This window comes from Celeribacter litoreus (assembly GCF_020165855.1).
In the GTDB taxonomy this organism is placed as follows: Bacteria; Pseudomonadota; Alphaproteobacteria; order Rhodobacterales; family Rhodobacteraceae; genus Celeribacter; species Celeribacter litoreus.
The window spans coordinates 540,717-557,518 of the sequence record NZ_JAIUFY010000005.1; the positions used below are offsets into that span (position 1 = coordinate 540,717).

Consider the following 16,802-nt stretch of genomic DNA (forward strand, 5'->3'; position numbering starts at 1 on the left):
CTGAAGGAAAGCTTTAATGCCCAGCCTCAAGGATCTCAAAAACCGGATCGAAAGCGTGAAATCCACGCGGAAGATCACCAAGGCCATGCAGATGGTGGCCGCCGCAAAACTGCGGCGGGCACAGGATGCGGCTGAGGCCTCGCGCCCCTATGCAGAGCGTTTTAACGCTGTGCTCGGGTCGCTGTCGGCTTCGGTAGGTGGCTCCGATACCGCGCCCCGGCTCCTCGCCGGGACCGGCAAAGACGATGTGCATCTGCTCGTTGTCATGACCTCCGAAAAAGGTCTGTGTGGTGGCTTCAACACGAACATTGTGAAGCTCGCAAAGACCCGCATCGCCGAGCTCAAGGCCCAAGGCAAAACCGTGAAAATTCTCACGGTTGGCAAGAAAGGCCGTGAACAGCTCAAACGCGACTTCGCGGATCTTTCTATCGGCCACGTGGACCTCAGCGAGGTTAAGAAAATTGGTTACGTGAACGCGCAAGACATCGCGAAGGACCTTCTTGGTCGTTTCGATGCCGGCGAGTTTGACGTGGCAACGATTTTCTATGCCAAATTCCAGAACGTCGTGACCCAGATCCCGACCGCTCAACAGATCATCCCTGCGGCTTACGAAGCTGATGAGGATGCCGGTGGTGCTCTCTACGATTACGAGCCCTCCGAGGAAGGCATCCTTGCCGACCTTCTGCCGCGCGGTGTGGCAACTCAGATCTTCTCGGCTCTCCTGGAAAATGGTGCCTCGGAGCAAGGTGCGCGGATGTCCGCAATGGACAACGCTACCCGCAACGCAGGCGACATGATCGACCAGCTGACGATCGAATATAACCGTTCCCGTCAGGCCGTCATCACCAACGAGCTTATCGAAATCATCTCGGGCGCTGAAGCGCTCTAAGACCCGGAGTAAAGAAACATGGCACAGTCCAAAGGCAAGATCACGCAGGTGATTGGCGCCGTTGTCGACGTTCAGTTCGACGGCGAGCTCCCCGCCATTCTCAACGCCCTTGAAACCGACAACAACGGCTCCCGCCTGGTTCTCGAGGTTGCTCAGCACCTCGGCGAGAACTCGGTTCGTACCATCGCTATGGACGCAACCGAAGGTCTCGTGCGCGGTCAGGAAGTGACCGACACCAACGGCCCGATCACCATCCCGGTGGGCAACGCGACCCTCGGTCGTATCCTCAACGTCATCGGCGAGCCGGTTGACGAAAAAGGCCCGGTGAACGCAACTGAGACCCGTCCGATCCACGCAGAAGCGCCGGATTTCGACGAGCAGGCAACCGAGACCTCCATCCTCGTGACCGGCATCAAAGTTATCGACCTTCTCGCACCTTACTCCAAAGGTGGTAAGATCGGTCTCTTCGGTGGTGCAGGTGTGGGTAAAACCGTTCTCATCATGGAACTCATCAACAACATCGCAAAAGTGCACTCGGGCTTCTCCGTGTTCGCTGGTGTTGGCGAACGTACCCGTGAAGGTAACGACCTCTACCACGAGATGATCGAATCCAACGTTATTAAGCCGGACGCACTCGAAGAGTCCCAGGTGGCTCTGGTTTACGGCCAGATGAACGAGCCTCCGGGAGCACGTGCACGTGTTGCTCTGACCGGTCTGACCCTCGCTGAGCAGTTCCGTGACCAGTCCGGTACCGACGTTCTGTTCTTCGTGGACAACATCTTCCGCTTCACGCAGGCAGGTTCCGAGGTGTCCGCACTTCTCGGCCGTATCCCGTCCGCTGTGGGCTACCAGCCGACGCTGGCAACCGACATGGGCGCGATGCAGGAACGCATCACCTCCACCAAGAACGGCTCGATCACCTCGATCCAAGCTGTGTACGTGCCTGCGGATGACCTTACCGACCCTGCACCGGCAACGACCTTTGCTCACCTCGACGCAACGACCGTTCTTAACCGTGCAATCTCCGAACTCGGCATCTACCCGGCTGTGGACCCGCTGGACTCCTCGTCCCGTATCCTCGACCCGCAGATCGTTGGCGAAGAGCACTACAACGTTGCACGTCAGGTTCAGAACATCCTTCAGCGCTACAAGTCGCTGCAGGACATCATCGCCATCCTCGGCATGGACGAACTCTCTGAAGAAGATAAGCTGACCGTGGCTCGCGCCCGTAAGATCCAGCGTTTCCTCTCCCAGCCGTTCGACGTTGCGAAAGTGTTCACCGGCTCCGACGGTGTTCAGGTTCCGCTCGAAGACACGATCTCGTCCTTCAAAGCCGTTGTGGCTGGCGAATACGACCACCTGCCGGAAGCAGCCTTCTACATGGTTGGCGGCATCGCGGAAGTGCTCGAGAAAGCCGAGAAACTGGCTGCTGAAGCTGCCTGATCTTTAACCCGGAAGGAGGCCATTCATGGCTGCTAACGTCCAATTCGATCTTGTCTCTCCAGAGCGCAAACTTGCGTCTTTGGAAGTTGAACAGGTTCAAATCCCGGGTTCTGAAGGTGATATCACTGCGATGGCCGGCCACGAGCCGACCATCCTCTCCCTGCGCCCTGGTCTTCTGACCGCCAAAGGTGCAGGTGCGGAAGAGCAATACGTTGTCACGGGTGGCTTTGCCGAGCTGTCCGCCGACACGATCTCCGTTCTGGCCGAAATGGCCCTGCCGCGGGGCGAAATGTCCCAAGAGGTCGTCACCGACCTCATCGCGCAGGCCACCAAAGCCCACGAAGAAGCTCAGCCGGAAGAGCATCACCTGACGCAGAAATTCCTTGCCGATCTCATGCATATCGCCGAGGACCTCGGGTTCCACACCAACCTCTGAGTTGATGTGACTTCGAATTTGAAAAGCCCCGCAGGTTCTGCGGGGCTTTTTCTTTTGTACTGTTCCTTCATCGCGCGGAGGTCAAAGTCGGGTGTCGCGGTGCGTGCCTCTGTGCAATGGGATGTGGATTTTTTGCTTCACATTCAAAGACAATTTGGGGCAATCTGGCGGCGCTAAAAGGCCGAAGAGACGATGTTACGAATTGATAGTCACCAGTTGGGGGTCGCGCAGGGATCTCTGCTCTTGTTTTCCGATTTTCAGGATGGCGGTGCCATGTGGACCGGCAAGGGGCCACGGGAACTTCGCCGTGTTGTGGAGTTTGACGAACATTTCATGCGCGCGCCAATGGTGCAGGTCTCTCTCTCGATGCTCGACATCGACAACAGCACGAACCACCGCGTCGATATTTCGGCGGAGATGATTGCAGAGGACGGATTTGTGATCGTTTTCCGGACATGGGGTGACACAAAGATTGCGCGCGTGCGAGCCGACTGGATCGCGATGGGGCCGGTCCGTCATGTGGACGACTGGGATCTTTAACCGGTTTGCGTCGATAGGTTGAAAACGAAAAAGGCGCGGGGAATTCCCGCGCCTTTCGTATGTTTGGAACCTGTGCCCGATTACGGGTGGTAGACGCCTTCGTAGAGCGGCACGAGGGTCTTGTCCTCGAACAGGCTCGACACGGAGGTGCCGTTCCAGGTGTTGATGATCGCCTGCGAGAAGAGCGGCGCGGTCGGAACGATGCGGATGTTCTTGCAGGCTTTGACGGCGTCGGTTGCCTCAATGGAGTCGGTGATGACGAGCGAGGACAGTTTGGAGTTCGTCACGCGCTCAACAGCAGGGCCGGACAGAACGCCGTGAGAGATGTAGGCATGCACTTCAGCTGCACCGTGCTCCATGAGCAGGTCAGCGGCTTTGCAGAGCGTGCCTGCGGTGTCCACGAGGTCGTCCACGATGATACATTTCTTGCCTTCGACAGAGCCGATGACAGTCATCTCGGCGACTTCACCCGGCTTCTCGCGGCGTTTATCCACGATGGAGAGCGGCGCGTCGATGCGTTTCGCCAGTTCGCGAGCACGAGCCACACCGCCAACGTCCGGAGACACGACCATGATGTCGTCCATGCCGCCCTTGAAGTTGTGCTTGATGTCGAGCGCAAAGACCGGAGAGGCGTAGAGGTTGTCGACGGGGATGTCGAAGAAGCCCTGGATCTGGGTCGCGTGCAGGTCGAGCGTCAGAACGCGTTCAATGCCGGCTTCGACCATCATGTTGGCGACGAGTTTTGCGGAGATCGGGGTGCGCGCTTTGGTGCGGCGGTCCTGACGGGCGTAGCCGAAGTAGGGGATCACAGCAGTGATGCGGCCCGCAGACGAGCGGCGCAGGGCATCGGTGATGATCAGGAGTTCCATGAGGTTGTCGTTGGCCGGATTGGAGGTCGGCTGGACGACGAACATATCTTCGCCACGGACGTTCTCATACACTTCGACGAAAATCTCGCCGTCGTTGAACCGTTCCACACGTGCGTCGCAGAGTTCGATCGACATGCCGCGGTGCATGGACAGGCGGCGTGCCATAGCATTCGCGAGTGTTCGGTTGGCATTACCAGAAATGAGTTTGGGCTCGTTCGTCGTGGGCATAGCAGCAGTCCCCAGGGTCAATATGGCCGAAAGCGTCACGGAATCGTAACGTTGACACCGCTTACCACTCGGGTAGCTTTTTGGAAACACGCCCTGAGGCCGCGAAAGGACTGAATTTGGCACATATTGACTATTATTTCTCTTTTCTGTCCGCATGGATTTATTTGGCTGACGGACGACTGGAAAAGATCGCGGAAAAACACGGAGCGACTGTGAGTTACAAGCCGTTCGATTTGATGACTGCATTTGACCGGCTTGGCGTTCCGCGCCCCGCAAATCGCGGGGAAGGGCGCAAAGTTTATCGCATGCAGGAGCTCAAGCGCCTGAAGGCAAAGACCGGCCTGCCAATGAATGTTGAGCCGCCTTTCTGGCCGACGAATGTTGCCCCTGCTGCCTACGCAGTGATCGCAGCACAGAACGCGGGCGGCGGTGATATGGGGACGTTGGTGAACGGGTTGTCCGCAGCAATGTGGCGTGACGACAAAGATATCGCTCAGGATGAGGTCATCACCGAGGCGCTGAAGACCGCAGGGTTTGATCCGATGCTCTCGATGACAGGGATGTTGGAAGGGGCCGAGACCTACCCACGCAACCTTGAGGAAGGTTTGGCAGCAGGTGTGTTCGGCTCACCGTTCTACATCGTCAAAGAGACGGACGAGCGGTTCTGGGGACGCGATCGTCTCGACATGCTCGACGAACATCTGGCCACGCTCTGACCGTGTGTCGCGGGCTGATTAGTCCGCGAATGCCGCCAATAGCGCATCGACATCGGCCTCGGTCGTGGACCAAGAAGCCACGAACCGTGCGAGCAAAGGTGTCTCGGGGTCGCCGATCAGTGAGGTGTCCGTGCCCCAGAGGTTATAGACCGCCCCTTTGCCGAGGGCCTTCGCGTGCATCGCGCGCGGTAGGCGCGCGAAGATCATGTTGCCGTCCGGATTATAGGCCAGTTCTCCGCCAACCTCGCTGAGCCCCTTCGCCAGTCGCGCGGCCATCGCGTTAGACTGTGCCGCGAGCTCAAGCCACAGATCGTTCTCGAGCCATGCGAGGATCTGTGCAGAGACATAGCGCGCCTTGGACAGGTTGTGACCGCCACGCATCCGGTGGCTTTCAAAGGCCTCCTGCAGTGCGGGGTCGAACAGCACGGCAGCTTCCGCCGCCATGCCCCCGTTCTTTGTTGCGCCAAGAGAGAGCGTCGAAAGTTCGCGCGTCATTTCCCAAGGGGAGACGCCAGTCGCGACCAGAGCATTCGAGAAGCGCGCGCCGTCGAGATGCATGGGGAGGCGACTTGCGTCGGCGAGCGCGCCGAGTTGTGCGGGGGTATAGGCCTCGCCGAATTCCGTCAGGTTCGTGACAGAAACTGCGGACGGCACCATGGCGTGCACACCATGTCCTGCTTTGTCGGTTGCGATAGCCGCCACAAGCGCCTCGGGGGCGATCCGGCTGTCCGCTGCAGGGAGGGCCTTCAGTTTGAGCCCCGCGCCATAGAATGTCGCCGCCCCGCGTTCGTCCACTTCAATATGCGCGGTCTCATGACAATAGGCGACGCCCCAAGGCGGGCTCATCGCGGCGAGCAGGGCGGCATTGGTGCCCGTGCCAGAGGTCATGGGGTAGACGAGCGCATCTGGTGCCTGAAAGAGGTCACGGAGTCGTTCTGTCAGTTCCTCGGTCCAACGGTCCGTCGCATAGGGGGACGCATAGCCCTCATTAGCCGCCGTCAGGGCCTCAAGAACCTTGGGATGTGCCGGAGAGGTGTTGTCTGATCCGAAAAACATCAGGTCGGCTCCTCAATAATGTGGTCTTCCCACTCGTCTTCAGCAACCTCGAACTCCGGTACCGTCATGCCGCGCACAGAGACGCCGGCGGCATACACACTCTCAGGGTCGCCTGTGAGAAGGGGATGCCAGTCCGGCAAGGGGCGGCCCTGCCAGAGAAGGCGATAGGCGCAGGTGGATGGCATCCAGTAGGCGTGTTGTTCGATGGTCTCAGGGGTGAGGACGATACATTCCGGAACAAGGTTTTTGCGGATTTGATATTGCCCGCATTGGCAGGACTGATCATCCAGCAACCGGCAGGCGACGCGGGTGAGAAAGACCTCTCCCGTATCCGCATCTTCAATCTTGTTGAGGCAGCATTTGCCGCAGCCGTCGCAGAGTGCCTCCCACTCTTCGGCGGTCATCTTCGTGTATGGTATGGTTTCCCAGAATTTCTTCCGGACGCTCATTCCAATGCCCCGAGGATTTCGCGTGCGAGATCGCAATCCTTGTGCATCTGCTCGATGAGTGGTTCGAGCCCTGTGTAGACGATTTCCGGACGGAGGTAGTCTACGAACGCAATCGACAGATGTGTGTCGTAGAGGTCGCCCGAGAAGTCAAAAATGAAGGTCTCGAGGCAAGGCAGGTTTGCGCCGAAAGTTGGCTTCACGCCGAGCGAGGCCGCGCCATGGTAGTGACCTTTGTGCGGGCCGGAAAGAACATCGACGAGAACAGCATAAACTCCGAATTTCGGGGCATGCAGGCCAGCGACAGACATGTTCGCCGTCGGGAAGCCTAGGTCGCGGCCACGTTTGTCTCCGTGACCGACGACACCTTCGATGCGGTGCCAGTGTCCGAGCATCTCGGCCGCCTTGCGCGGATCGCCTTCGGCAAGCGCGACGCGGATGGCAGAGGACGAAGAAATGCCGCTATCGGTCTCAAGAAGCTCGGCGATCGTCACCTCAAAGCCCATCTCAGCGCCGAACCGTTTGAGGTCTTCGACCGAGCCGGCACGTTTGGAGCCAAAATGGAAATCGCGCCCGACAACGACATGCGACAGCCCGAGCCCGTCTTTGATAATCTCGCGGGCGAACTCTTCCGGGGTCATGCGCGCCATTTCAGCGTCAAATGGGAGCTGGAATAGGTGATCGACGCCCAGTTTGGCGAGACGGTTTGCTTTCGCCTCTGCGTTCATCAGGCGGAACGGCGGTGCGCCAGGAGCAAAGAATTCGCGCGGGTGGGGTTCGAAAGTAACGACGCCGAGAGGAGCGTTGTTGCATGCCAGATCGATAACGCGGCGATGTCCACGGTGCACGCCGTCAAAGTTTCCAATGGCCGCGGAACAGCCTTTGGCCGTTTCTGGGATCGTTTTCCAGTGCGTGTGGATCTGCATGGGGCTCCTCGCGGGAAGCCCCGCGCATCTCAGTCGAATTTCCGGCTCGGCGCAAGCACGAGGGCTTCGCCTTTCAGCACCACGGTATCGCCCACCATGCATCGACAATCAAGAGATACCCGGCGTTTTGCATGATCAATATCGGTCACGGTGACTTGCGTGAATACCGTATCGCCCGGGCGGACGGGGCCGAGAAACTTGAGTGTTTGACCGAGGTAGATGGATCCGTGACCTGGGAGTTGTTCGCCAATCACGGCGGAAACGAGACCGGCGGTCAGCATGCCGTGAGCGATCCGTCCCTCAAAAATCGTGTCTTCCGCATAGGCATCGTCGAAGTGAACCGGATTGCGGTCGGTCGAGACCTCACCAAACAACGCGATGTCGTGGTCAGTCACAGTCTTGCGAAGATGGCGAGTCATACCGATCTCGATGTCTTCGATGCAGATGGTTCCGCGAGGCAAATTGTCCAACATGATCTCCGAATCCTCTCATTTGTTGCAGTGCAGCATAGAGGAAATTTCGCAGGGAAACAATATTGCGCGCAAGAAAATTTTTATGTTTGCGCAAATTTGGACAATAAATTTCGTACAAAATTCAACTTTGGTCGTAAGGTTTAATGAAAAAAGCGCGGGTCCACGCCCGCGCTTCTAATGACTTGTGATCGAAGCGCTGCCTCAGCGCAGGAAGGGAATCGCCGCCGTCGGGGAGAGGTTCTGTTCTGCCAGAAAAGTTTTCAGACGCACTGGGTCCGGCGCATTCGGGTCCTCTCCGAATTCTTTGGCGGCGAGTCCGCCCGTGATGAACAGGACATCGAACCCTTCGCCAATGGCGCCCATCACATCAGTGCCGATACCGTCACCGATACAAAGAACGCGGTGGTCTTCAATCGGTGCGAGTTGTGCAAGACGGCGGCGGGCGAGGTCATAGATTGGTGGATGGGGTTTGCCGAAGTAGAGGCTTTCACCGCCCATCTCGGTGTAGAGCGCAGCGAGCGCACCGGCACACCACTCCCGCACGTCGCCTCGGTCCACGACGATATCGGGGTTCGCGCAGAGGAGTTTCATGCCTTTCTGCTTCGCATATAGGAAGGGAGCGCGATAAAGCTCCGGATCGGCGAGCGGGTCCTCGGGGCCGGAGGCCACGATGCCTTCGGCTTCCTCAAGCGGAACAACTTCGATGTCGAGTGCGTCGTCGAGAATTTCCATTGGTTGAAAGAAGTCGTCCTCGAACATTTCGCCGATGTGCCAAACCTTCTTGCCAACCACGCCGAGATACATTGCCATACGAGCAGAGTCGCCAGAGGTTGCGATTGCATCGTAGGCGTCCTCAGGGACGCCGAAGCCCGCGATCTGGTCAGCAACACTCCGCCACGGACGCGGAGAGTTCGTGACGAGCACGACTTTGCCGCCCGTCTTGCGATATTCCTGAAGTGCTGCGCAGGCCTCGGGGAATGCCTTTACCCCATTGTGGACGCAGCCCCAGAGATCGACGAACAAGGCGTCATAGTTTGTCGAGATTTCCGAGAGGTTCTGGATCAGGCGGGTCATACGGTGCTCCGTTCGTGGCTTGCTGCATTGCTATAGGTCTCTCGTGCGAAAGAAAAGTGTCAGCCTGCGATCAAGCGCCTGCGACGTTCTGGGCCTTGAGAAATGGCGGGCTTTGACGCACTTTCCGGAAAAGTTTGGAGGGTTGAGCACATGCAGAGCCATGTTAAGCGACGTATCATTGTTTTCGGTGGCGCAGCTGTCGTCGCAGCAGGGTTCGGGGCATTGAACGCGACCAAGGCCCCGGCGGGGTTCGAGGAGCGTGTGATGACCGTAGCGCAGATGAAAGACACAGGCGGTCTCATCGTGGACATCCGGACGCCGGAGGAATGGGCCGATACCGGAGTGATCGACGGGGCAATGTTGGTGACATTCGAGTCCCCTGACAGTTTTATGGCGCAAGTCGGGCCGGAGATTTCCGATGGGCGTGATCTGATCTTGATCTGTCGTTCGGGAAACCGGACGCGCCGAGCGGCGGAAATGCTTGCAGGGACTATTCCGAACCAGATCATCTCGATCCAGGGTGGGATGAGCGCGCAAATCAAGAGTGGCTATCAGACCGTTTCCGTAGAGTGATGCGCGGTATTTTGCCGGTCTGCGATCCTCTCTATATTAAATATTTACAAATATGAATTTAATGATCTGAGTGGGGCGACTGCGGTTTCCGCAGTCGCCATTTGTCATTTAAGAGAAAACAACGATGAAAAAGACGAACGTGAAGTTGAGTATCGGTGCAGTCTTGGTAATCGGCCTGAGCGGGCCCGCTTTCGCCTATCACGCCAACCCGTGGATGGACGACGACGATACTGTTCTCGCGCAGTATCACGATGAAAATCAGGCAAAGTCCGAGGACACCGACGGTGAAGATGAAATGAACGGTGTTATGGTCCGCAAAGCGCGCGGCAAGCTTGAGGGTATGGCAAGCGACAACAGCGGCCTCGGCGACGGGACGAGCAGTGGTCCGTCAGACCGTCAAGGCGGGAATGGCCGTCACTGAACGGACAGAGCGCCCTTAACCAAAGGCCTTCGGATAGGTGAGGTCTTTGGGTTTCCCTTTTGCGGGGCCGACTGTGAGCGTGTGGTCGAGCGGGTAGGGGGATGTGAAATCCGCCGCAATCGGTTTGAAACCGCAGCGCGCGTAGAATGTCGGGTCGCCCAATACGACGAGGGTCTGGCCCGACATTTCCGCCCACTGGCTGATCATCCCAACAAGCCGCCGCCCATAACCGCGCCCCTGCAGGTCCGGACGGATCGCGACAGGCGCAAGGCAGAGCCATCCCTTTGGACTGACCATTTTCGATAGGGCCGCATAGCCGATGACCTCGCCGTCCATGGGGAGAACCATCTCGCCGGCGATGGCCTTTGACTTGCGCAGGGCTTCGACCAGTTGCGCTTCGTCTTTTTGCCCGAAGGCTGCGGTAAGAAGGGCGGTCACAGCATCCTCTTCTCCGCGTTTCATTTCGCGCATGAAGTCGGGGGTCTTAAGCATTGCGGATCGCTTTCACATAAAGAGCTGCAAAAAGGGCTTCGGTCAGTACGGCCACGAGGATACCCGGGCCGACGCGCCCGAGCGCCCATTCGGTGAGGCCGAGAAGGCCCATTGTGATCATGAGCAACAGTCCCGCAGAGAGGAGCGTGCGTTGCACCTGTTTCTGCTCAGTCCCTGCAAGTTGTAGGTAGATCAGGCCAATGGGTGCAAAGAGTAGCCCCGCACGACGCGCCATAACCTCACCCCCGACAGACGGGTCCAGCCCGAAAGTCGCGCCAAAGAACGCAGGCGCGATCAGAAGGCCAGCGCAGAGCGCGAAGGATAGGGCGCTCGTCAGGCGAAAAAGCAGGGCAGGGGACATGAAGCCTCCAAAACAAAAGGGGCGCGAAAATCGCACCCCTTTAAAATCTCATTGAACGCGAAAAGTCGATCAGACTTTGAGGTTCGGGATGATCTGTTTTTTGCGGGACATGATGCCCGGCAGAACAACGCTGTCGCCCTCAACGGTCGCACCGAAGGATTTCTCGGCAACGGTTTTGCAGAGATCGTTCGGAGCAAAGAAGGTGGCTTCTTCGTTCAGGATGTCGACAACGAACAGGAGAACCTGATCCACACCGTCTTCGGCTTCCACGGTTTTGAAGCTCTCCATGATGGAGGCTTTGCGGTCGAGCACGAGTTTCGGCGCGGTGGTTTCCAAAACGGAGACGCGGAACTTGGTGCCGTCGACTTCGTATTCTTTGGAGTCCATGCGGATCAGCTCGGCGTCAGAGAACGCGGAAATGTCGGATTTGGCTTCGAACATTTCAGACGCATACTGACCGAGGTTGATGTTCAGCTCGGAGGCCAGTTTCTCGGCCAGCTCTTTGTCCACGTCGGTGGTGGTCGGCGAACGGAATTCCAGCGTGTCGGACAGGATGCAGGAGAGCATTGCGCCTTTGATGTTGTCCGGCATCTTGTCGGCGTCTTCGCCCATCAGGTCGTACATGATGGTTGCGGTGCAGGCGAGCGGACGGATGGTGATGTCGATCGGGCCTTTGGTTTCCAGACCGCCAACCAGTTTGTGGTGGTCGATGATCGCGGTCACGTTTGCGTCGTTGATCGCGTCCGGCAGTTCGGCCGGGTTGTTGGTGTCGACGATGACAACGTCCTGACCTTCAGCAACTTCGGAAATGATTTCCGGCTTCTCAAAGCCCCATTTCTCGACAACGAACGCAGCCTCGGTGTTCGGCTCGCCGAGCAGAACGGCTTTGGCGTCGACGCCTTTGACTTCGTTAAGGTACCAAGCCCAGATCAGCGGAGAGCCGGTGGAGTCGGTGTCGGGGGATTTGTGGCCGAAAACAAGCGTGGTCATTATGTCTGTCCCATGGATTCCTGTGATTTCGCCCGCCTTATATGCATTGCAGCATAGCTTGTCACCTCCTGTGAACGCTCACAGGGGACGGTCTTTCGTCTTGGTTCCGCTGTGTGCCCGCGCTATCACAGAGCCTATGGTGAAACTCCGCGAAACCGACCTCTATCCCCCCGTGAAAGCGCATTTCGAGGCGCTGGGATATGTGGTGAAATCAGAGGTGCGGGACGCGGATGTGGTGGCGGTCAAAGACCGCGTGCCAGTCATCATCGAGTTGAAAACCGGCTTTACCCTCCAGCTCTTGCAACAAGGCACCGCGCGGCAAGCGATGAGCGACCACGTCTACCTCGCCGTGCCGCGGTGGAAGGGCAAGGCGGGCTGGCGGATGTTCAAGGCCAATATTGGCCTGTGCAAGCGGCTGGGACTTGGGGTGATCTCTGTGAATGTGGCGGAGGGAACGGTGCAGGTGCACCATGACCCGAGGCCGTTCACTCCGCGCAAGAATAAGGCGAAGACGGAAAAGCTCTTGGCCGAGTTCGCGCGGCGGGAGGGGGACCCGAATTTAGGCGGCTCAAAAGCCGGTGGCCGCGTCACCGCCTACCGTCAAGATGCGGAGAAATGCCGGGCGTATCTGTTGGAGCATGGGCCGTCTAAGGGAGCTGAGGTGGCGAAGGCCACGGGTGTCAAACACGCCACCCGGATGATGCGGGACAATCATTATGGGTGGTTTGAAAAGGTTGAGGTGGGGGTTTATGGGGTGAGGATGCGCGAAGGGCCCGATCCTACCTTGGAGACGGAAGAGGTCACAAATTATCCTTAAGGTAAGCAACGAACTCATCAGAGCGGGGCAAATCCAACCTTTTGACCAGTTTTCGAGCATCTTTGCGGTCGATGTCACCGAAATAATCTTGCTTACTGTGTGCGAGGCTTTCCGCAAGTGCTTCATGTTCGTCGGGGAACTTGATCATTTGATGATAGATCGGTTTTTTGAGCACATAAGGCACGGGGCCGGCATTGATCAGGATACGGTCGCGAACCTTCCGATCCGAAGCCATGCACATCAGGCCGTGCCATGCCGCCTCACAGGTGGATTGGTCCTCAAAAAAGTCGACCCAGAGAACATATTCGAGGGCATCGCATTGTGGTGTTCCGAAACGTTCGAGATAGCCAACGATCCTGCCCCAGAGGTGCTCTGTCGCAACCGGATCGGCTTGAGCGCTTTCCACATAGAATTGGAACAGGTGGTGGGAGGTCGCGTAGCAGGGCCAGAGTTCAATGACCTCGCACAGCCTGTCGATCTGTTGCTTGGTGGTGAGACTTTCCCATATATTGGCACTTATGCCTTCGCAGACATCTCGCACGACTTCCCAATGCCCATACTTGAACGGGGCCTCATCCCCGGACTTGAATCCTTCCGTGATCTCCGCAACCGACAGCGGGGTCTCGCTAACGCGATCGATCATGTCTTGAATGGAAAGCTCGTAAGTCAAAATGGGCTCCGATGACTTCGTCGAGTGTATGGCGAGTGATGAGGGCGTGGCTAGGCAAATTTTTCCCCCTCTCCCCTGTTGACTCACTCCCGCCTCCTTCCTAACTATGCGTCGTTGTCACTCTCCTGAGGTGAGTGCTAACGATTGATTTACCACCGCCCTGTGAGAGGGTGGCCCGAAACTGAAACTTTGAGCGAAGGAGCCTCGAAGATGGCATTCAAACCGCTGCACGACCGCGTTGTGGTCGAACGTGTTGAGAGCGAAGAAAAGACCGCTGGTGGTCTCATCATCCCCGATAGCGCAAAAGAAAAGCCCGCCGAAGGCAAAGTCGTTGCTGTGGGCGAAGGCGCTCGCAAAGACAGCGGCGAGCTGATCGCACCCTCTGTGAAAGAGGGCGACATCGTTCTCTTTGGCAAATGGTCCGGCACGGAAATCACCGTGGACGGCAAAGAGCTTCTCATCATGAAAGAGTCGGACATCCTCGGCATCATCGCCTAAGCGACGCCTGAGACCGACCCACATCAACCCAATTTACGGAGTGAACAATGGCTAAAGAAGTCAAGTTTGACGTCGACGCACGCAACCGCATGCTCAAAGGCGTGAACGTCCTCGCCGATGCAGTGAAAGTGACCCTCGGCCCGAAAGGCCGCAACGTGGTTCTCGACAAATCCTTCGGCGCACCGCGCATCACCAAAGACGGTGTGTCTGTCGCCAAAGAGATCGAGCTTGAAGACAAGTTCGAAAACATGGGCGCACAGATGGTGAAGGAAGTTGCTTCCCGCACCAACGACGAAGCAGGCGACGGCACCACCACCGCCACCGTTCTGGCCCAAGCCATCATCAAAGAAGGCCTCAAGCAGGTTGCTGCTGGTCTGAACCCGATGGACCTCAAGCGCGGCATCGACCTCGCAACCGCAAACGTTGTGGAAGCGATCAAAGCTGCTGCACGTCCGGTGAACGACTCTGCTGAAGTTGCTCAGGTTGGCACCATCTCCGCCAACGGCGAAGCAGAAATCGGTCAGCAGATCGCAGACGCGATGCAGAAAGTTGGCAACGACGGCGTGATCACCGTTGAAGAGAACAAAGGCATGGAAACCGAGACCACCGTGGTTGAGGGTATGCAGTTCGACCGCGGTTACCTCTCCCCGTACTTCGTGACCAACCCGGACAAGATGCTCGCCGAACTCGACGACTGCATCGTGCTCCTGCACGAGAAGAAACTCTCCTCGCTGCAGCCGATGGTTCCGCTCCTCGAGCAGGTCATCCAGTCCCAGAAACCGCTCCTCATCATCGCTGAAGATGTTGAAGGCGAAGCGCTCGCAACTCTCGTTGTGAACAAACTGCGCGGCGGTCTGAAAATCGCAGCTGTGAAAGCACCGGGCTTCGGCGATCGTCGGAAAGCCATGCTGCAGGACATCGCGATCCTCACCGGCGGTCAGGTCATCTCCGAAGACCTCGGCATGAAGCTTGAGAACGTCACCATGGACATGCTCGGCTCCGCTAAGAAAATCACCATCTCCAAAGACGAAACCACCATCGTCGACGGCGCTGGCGAGAAAGCAGAGATCGAAGCACGCGTTGCTCAGATCCGCACCCAGATCGAAGAAACCACTTCCGACTACGACCGTGAGAAACTGCAAGAGCGCGTTGCCAAACTGGCTGGCGGTGTTGCTGTTATCCGCGTCGGCGGCATGACCGAAGTCGAAGTGAAAGAGCGCAAAGACCGTGTGGACGATGCTCTCAACGCAACCCGCGCTGCCGTTCAAGAAGGCATCGTTGTGGGCGGCGGTGTTGCTCTCGTTCAGGCTGGTAAAGGCCTCGACGCTCTGAAAGGCGCAAACGCTGATCAGGACGCTGGTATCACCATCGTGCGCAAAGCCATCGAAGCTCCGCTGCGTCAGATCGCAGAGAACGCTGGTGTTGACGGTGCTGTCGTTGCTGGCAAAGTCCGTGAATCCGACGACCTTGCATTCGGCTTCAACGCTCAGACCGAAGAATATGGCGACATGTTCTCCTTCGGCGTGATCGACCCGGCCAAAGTGACCCGCACCGCTCTGGAAGACGCTGCTTCCATCGCAGGTCTGCTGATCACCACGGAAGCCATGGTTGCCGACAAACCGTCCAAAGATGGCGGCGCAGGCGCTGGCATGCCGGACATGGGCGGCATGGGCGGCATGGGCGGCATGATGTAATCCATCCCACTTGGGATGGTGCGCATGTAGCACCAAGATCGCAAGATTTGAGGAGGGCCGCATTTCGCGGCCCTTTTTCGTGCGCGCGTAACGGTTCCTTAGGGGCTTCCTCCTATCGTGAGGCAAAGCACCTGCCTGTCTGGAGGGAACATGTCTGCAGTCACCCGTTTTGTATTCGCGCTTTTCATTGCGCTTACCTGTTCACCAGTGTTCGCGAGTGAGCATCTTGCCCTAAAAATCGATATCGCTGGTCGTCAGAGAATGCTGACGCAGCGGATGGTGCGCTCGGCCTGTTTCATCGCGATGGAGGTCGATGTGAAGGCGCATCAGAAGCTTCTCGAAGATTCTGCCGCGCTCTTTGTCTCGTCTCTCTCAGAGCTCAAAACTAGTGGGGGATTTAATCATCTCGAACCCGCAACAGATCCGAATATCCTCTTGCAAATCGGATTGATCGAAAGCCTCTGGGACCCGTTTGACCAGCAGATCTCGGAACAACTGAACGCGCGCCGCATCGGATTTGAACAGCTGTCTCGTCTCTCTGATGCTGGTGAACGGCTGCTGAAGGCTTCGAATGACCTCGTCCTGTTGTTCGAGCGCGAGGCGAACGCTGTCGGAGCCCATCTTGATCCGCAACAGGCCAAGCTTGTAAATCTTTCTGGGCGTCAGAGAATGCTACTGCAGCGGATGGGAAAGCAGACCTGCCTCGCGTCAATCAGTTCCTCGGGTGAAGAGAATGAGGCCTTTCTGGCCCTGCAGGAAACATCTCAGATGTTTCATAGCACCGCTTTCAATCTGACTTTTGGTGCCCCTGACGCAGGCTTTCCGCCCTCACCGAATGACCATATTCTCGAGGTAAATGCGACCATCTGGCAACATTGGGCGGTGATGGATGCGATCTTGCAGGGTGTCGGGGAAAAGGCGCTTACCGAGAAAGAGCTGCAGGAACTGTCTTGGGATATTGAGGCGATGTATGTCGACCTGGATGCGGTCGTAAAGCTTTACGCTGATCTCTGAGGCGCGCTCCCGCAGTCAGATCCCGTTCGGCATGAAGCGTGCTGATCTTGCCGAATTCGGTGTCATAAACAGTGCATATTGCTTCCTGCTGTGGCGCACAATGTGCCGTGCTCTCGGGCACTTTGCTTTTGGTGCGCAAAAAAAGTCGCGCACTTTTAAGTGGATGTCGACAAATG

General features: G+C 57.5%; 21 protein-coding genes. 11 read left to right on the top strand and 10 right to left on the bottom strand.

Going from position 1 to position 16,802, the window contains the following annotated elements; genetic code table 11:
* Window positions 1–16 precede the first annotated feature (16 nt).
* From LA304_RS04570 to LA304_RS04585, 4 genes are all read left to right on the top strand, one after another.
* A complete protein-coding gene (locus LA304_RS04570; protein WP_224501940.1) occupies window positions 17–889 on the top strand; it encodes a F0F1 ATP synthase subunit gamma in 873 nt (290 codons plus the stop codon).
* Between the two features lie 18 nt (window positions 890–907).
* Entirely contained in the window at window positions 908–2,332 is a 1,425-nt protein-coding gene (gene atpD, locus LA304_RS04575) for a F0F1 ATP synthase subunit beta (protein ID WP_224501941.1), read from the top strand.
* 25 nt (window positions 2,333–2,357) lie between these two features.
* Complete coding sequence (locus LA304_RS04580) at window positions 2,358–2,768, top strand: F0F1 ATP synthase subunit epsilon (protein ID WP_224501942.1); 411 nt, start codon at window positions 2,358–2,360, stop codon at window positions 2,766–2,768.
* 192 nt (window positions 2,769–2,960) lie between these two features.
* Complete coding sequence (locus LA304_RS04585; RefSeq protein ID WP_224501943.1) at window positions 2,961–3,308, top strand: H-type lectin domain-containing protein; 348 nt, start codon at window positions 2,961–2,963, stop codon at window positions 3,306–3,308.
* 80 nt (window positions 3,309–3,388) lie between these two features.
* Here the strand turns inward: LA304_RS04585 and LA304_RS04590 are convergent, their stop codons facing one another.
* Window positions 3,389–4,405, bottom strand: a complete 1,017-nt coding sequence (locus tag LA304_RS04590; protein ID WP_224501944.1) for a ribose-phosphate pyrophosphokinase — start codon at window positions 4,403–4,405, stop codon at window positions 3,389–3,391.
* 116 nt (window positions 4,406–4,521) lie between these two features.
* Between LA304_RS04590 and LA304_RS04595 the strand changes: the two genes are divergently transcribed.
* Entirely contained in the window at window positions 4,522–5,121 is a 600-nt protein-coding gene (locus LA304_RS04595) for a 2-hydroxychromene-2-carboxylate isomerase (RefSeq protein WP_224501945.1), read from the top strand.
* Between the two features lie 18 nt (window positions 5,122–5,139).
* On the opposite strand, the gene LA304_RS04600 is transcribed toward LA304_RS04595, so the two are convergent.
* The 5 genes from LA304_RS04600 to LA304_RS04620 form a co-directional block, all read right to left on the bottom strand.
* The gene (locus tag LA304_RS04600; RefSeq protein ID WP_224501946.1) at window positions 5,140–6,177 is read right to left on the bottom strand and encodes a threonine aldolase family protein; all 1,038 of its coding nucleotides are present in this window, start codon (window positions 6,175–6,177) and stop codon (window positions 5,140–5,142) included.
* Complete coding sequence (locus LA304_RS04605; RefSeq protein ID WP_224501947.1) at window positions 6,177–6,626, bottom strand: YcgN family cysteine cluster protein; 450 nt, start codon at window positions 6,624–6,626, stop codon at window positions 6,177–6,179. The genes LA304_RS04600 and LA304_RS04605 overlap by 1 nt, the downstream gene beginning before the upstream one ends.
* Window positions 6,623–7,549 (bottom strand): bifunctional riboflavin kinase/FAD synthetase, encoded by a 927-nt coding sequence (locus LA304_RS04610; protein ID WP_224501948.1) that lies wholly within the window; start codon window positions 7,547–7,549, stop codon window positions 6,623–6,625. Before LA304_RS04610 ends, LA304_RS04605 begins: the two co-directional genes overlap by 4 nt.
* Before the next feature lie 29 nt (window positions 7,550–7,578).
* Window positions 7,579–8,022, bottom strand: a complete 444-nt coding sequence (locus LA304_RS04615) for a MaoC family dehydratase (RefSeq protein ID WP_224501949.1) — start codon at window positions 8,020–8,022, stop codon at window positions 7,579–7,581.
* A 201-nt stretch (window positions 8,023–8,223) separates the two neighbouring features.
* Window positions 8,224–9,096: a TIGR01459 family HAD-type hydrolase gene (locus tag LA304_RS04620; protein WP_224501950.1), complete on the bottom strand. Its 873-nt coding sequence runs from the start codon at window positions 9,094–9,096 to the stop codon at window positions 8,224–8,226.
* A 150-nt stretch (window positions 9,097–9,246) separates the two neighbouring features.
* Between LA304_RS04620 and LA304_RS04625 the strand changes: the two genes are divergently transcribed.
* Together LA304_RS04625 and LA304_RS04630 are read left to right on the top strand one after the other, a co-directional pair.
* Complete coding sequence (locus LA304_RS04625) at window positions 9,247–9,669, top strand: rhodanese-like domain-containing protein (RefSeq protein ID WP_224501951.1); 423 nt, start codon at window positions 9,247–9,249, stop codon at window positions 9,667–9,669.
* A 124-nt stretch (window positions 9,670–9,793) separates the two neighbouring features.
* Entirely contained in the window at window positions 9,794–10,090 is a 297-nt protein-coding gene (locus LA304_RS04630) for a hypothetical protein (protein ID WP_224501952.1), read from the top strand.
* 15 nt (window positions 10,091–10,105) lie between these two features.
* On the opposite strand, the gene LA304_RS04635 is transcribed toward LA304_RS04630, so the two are convergent.
* The 3 genes from LA304_RS04635 to LA304_RS04645 all read right to left on the bottom strand — a co-directional run bounded on the left by LA304_RS04635 (window position 10,106) and on the right by LA304_RS04645 (window position 11,933).
* Window positions 10,106–10,582: a GNAT family N-acetyltransferase gene (locus LA304_RS04635; protein ID WP_224501953.1), complete on the bottom strand. Its 477-nt coding sequence runs from the start codon at window positions 10,580–10,582 to the stop codon at window positions 10,106–10,108.
* Window positions 10,575–10,943 carry a hypothetical protein gene (locus LA304_RS04640; protein ID WP_224501954.1) on the bottom strand — a complete coding sequence of 123 codons (369 nt, stop codon included), beginning with the start codon at window positions 10,941–10,943 and terminating at the stop codon, window positions 10,575–10,577. The genes LA304_RS04635 and LA304_RS04640 overlap by 8 nt, the downstream gene beginning before the upstream one ends.
* 69 nt (window positions 10,944–11,012) lie before the next feature.
* On the bottom strand, window positions 11,013–11,933 hold the full coding sequence (locus LA304_RS04645; RefSeq protein ID WP_224501955.1) for a manganese-dependent inorganic pyrophosphatase: 921 nt from the start codon (window positions 11,931–11,933) through the stop codon (window positions 11,013–11,015).
* A 136-nt stretch (window positions 11,934–12,069) separates the two neighbouring features.
* On the opposite strand from LA304_RS04645, the gene LA304_RS04650 reads away from it, so the two are divergent.
* Window positions 12,070–12,750: a DUF2161 domain-containing phosphodiesterase gene (locus LA304_RS04650; RefSeq protein WP_224501956.1), complete on the top strand. Its 681-nt coding sequence runs from the start codon at window positions 12,070–12,072 to the stop codon at window positions 12,748–12,750.
* Here the strand turns inward: LA304_RS04650 and LA304_RS04655 are convergent.
* Window positions 12,734–13,393, bottom strand: a complete 660-nt coding sequence (locus LA304_RS04655) for a hypothetical protein (RefSeq protein WP_224501957.1) — start codon at window positions 13,391–13,393, stop codon at window positions 12,734–12,736. The genes LA304_RS04650 and LA304_RS04655 overlap by 17 nt on opposite strands.
* Window positions 13,394–13,630: 237 nt before the next feature.
* On the opposite strand from LA304_RS04655, the gene groES reads away from it, so the two are divergent.
* The 3 genes from groES to LA304_RS04670 all read left to right on the top strand — a co-directional run bounded on the left by groES (window position 13,631) and on the right by LA304_RS04670 (window position 16,626).
* A complete protein-coding gene (gene groES, locus LA304_RS04660) occupies window positions 13,631–13,918 on the top strand; it encodes a co-chaperone GroES (RefSeq protein ID WP_167599722.1) in 288 nt (95 codons plus the stop codon).
* A 47-nt stretch (window positions 13,919–13,965) separates the two neighbouring features.
* Entirely contained in the window at window positions 13,966–15,612 is a 1,647-nt protein-coding gene (gene groL, locus LA304_RS04665; RefSeq protein ID WP_224501958.1) for a chaperonin GroEL, read from the top strand.
* Between the two features lie 150 nt (window positions 15,613–15,762).
* Window positions 15,763–16,626: a type IV pili methyl-accepting chemotaxis transducer N-terminal domain-containing protein gene (locus LA304_RS04670; RefSeq protein ID WP_224501959.1), complete on the top strand. Its 864-nt coding sequence runs from the start codon at window positions 15,763–15,765 to the stop codon at window positions 16,624–16,626.
* The last annotated feature ends 176 nt before the right edge of the window (window positions 16,627–16,802 follow it).